1 protein-coding gene is annotated in these 1737 nt (G+C 69.4%); it reads left to right on the plus strand.

Features of this window, described 5'->3' with window-relative positions; translation table 11 throughout:
• Window positions 1-1737, plus strand: a 1737-nt coding sequence (locus tag C9422_RS31935; protein WP_371924950.1) for a hypothetical protein, incomplete at both ends; no start/stop codon positions are given.

A 1737-nucleotide genomic window follows, 5' to 3' on the forward strand; every position in this document is an offset into this window, starting at 1 on the left:
TGACCACCGCCCAGGTGGCCGCGCTGAAGCCGGCCCAAGTGGCTGCCCTGACCACCACGCAAGTGGCGGCCATGGAAACCGCGGATGTCGCCGCACTGACCACCGCCAGCGTCGTGGCCCTGACCACTGCCCAGGTGGCGGCGTTGACCACGGCCCAGGTCGCCGCGCTGACCACGGCCCAGATCGCGGCCATGGAAACCGCTGACGTGGCGGCACTCACTACCGCTCAGGTAGTGGCTCTGACCACGGCCCAAGTCGCCGCGCTGAAACCGGCCCAAGTGGCAGCATTGACCACTACGCAAGTGGCGGCCATCGAAACTGCCGATATCGGTGCGCTGACCACCGCCAGCGTCGTGGCCCTGACTACCGCTCAAGTGGCGGCGTTGACCACGGCCCAGGTGGCGGCCCTGAAGGCGACCCAGGTCGCAGCTCTGGAAACCGCTGACGTGGCGGCCCTCACCACCGCTCAGGTGGTGGCGTTGACCACGGCACAAGTGGCTGCGCTGACCACCGCCCAAGTGGCTGCGCTGACCACCACGCAAGTGGCGGCCATCGAAACCGCTGACATCGCCGCATTGACCACCGCCGGCGTCGCGGCCCTGACTACCGCGCAGGCCGCTGCCCTGACCACCGCCCAGGTGGTGGCCTTGACCACGGCTCAGGTGGCCGCGTTGAAACCGGCGCAAGTGGCTGCGCTGACCACCACGCAAGTGGCGGCCATGGAAACCGCGGATGTCGCCGCACTGACCACCGCCAGCGTCGTGGCCCTGACTACCGCCCAGGTGGCGGCGTTGACCACCGCCCAGGTGGCGGCCTTGAAGGCGACCCAGGTCGCGGCCATGGAAACCGCTGACGTGGCGGCCTTGACCACCGCCCAGGTGGTGGCACTGACCACGGCACAGGTCGCCGCGCTGACCACCGCGCAAGTGGCGGCATTGACCACCACGCAAGTGGCGGCCATCGAAACTGCCGATATCGGTGCGCTGACTTCTGCCCAACTGGTCGCGTTGACCACTGCCCAGGTCGCTGCACTGACCACGGCCGAGGTGGCGGCCCTGAAGGCGACCCAGATCAGCGCCCTGGAAACCGCTGATGTGGCGGCCCTGACCACCGCCCAGGTGGTGGCATTGACCACGGCCCAAGTGGCTGCGCTGACCACCGCGCAAGTGGCGGCCTTGACCACCACGCAAGTGGCGGCTATCGAAACCTCTGACATCGCTGCTTTGCCGGCGACCAGCATCGCGGCGCTGACCACCGCGCAGACCGCTGCCCTGACCACCGCTCAGGTAGTGGCCCTGACCACCGCCCAGGTGGCCGCGCTGAAACCGGCCCAGGTGGCTGCCCTGACCACCACGCAAGTGGCGGCCATGGAAACCGCTGACATCGCGGCGCTGACCACCGCCAGCGTCGTGGCCCTGACCACTGCCCAGGTGGCGGCGTTGACCACCGCCCAGGTGGCGGCCCTGAAGGCGACCCAGGTCGCGGCCATGGAAACCGCTGACGTGGCGGCCCTGACCACCGCCCAGGTGGTGGCACTGAGCACGGCACAAGTCGCCGCGCTGACCACCGCGCAAGTGGCGGCATTGACCACCACGCAAGTGGCGGCCATGGAAACCGCTGACATCGCCGCATTGACCACCGCCGGCGTCGCGGCCCTGACTACCGCGCAGGCCGCTGCCCTGACCACTGCCCAGGTAGTGGCCTTGACCACCGCCCAGGTGGCCGCGCTGAAGCCGG

The sequence above is a fragment of the Pseudomonas sp. B1(2018) genome (assembly GCF_003097365.1).
In the GTDB taxonomy this organism is placed as follows: Bacteria; Pseudomonadota; Gammaproteobacteria; order Pseudomonadales; family Pseudomonadaceae; genus Aquipseudomonas; species Aquipseudomonas laurylsulfatiphila.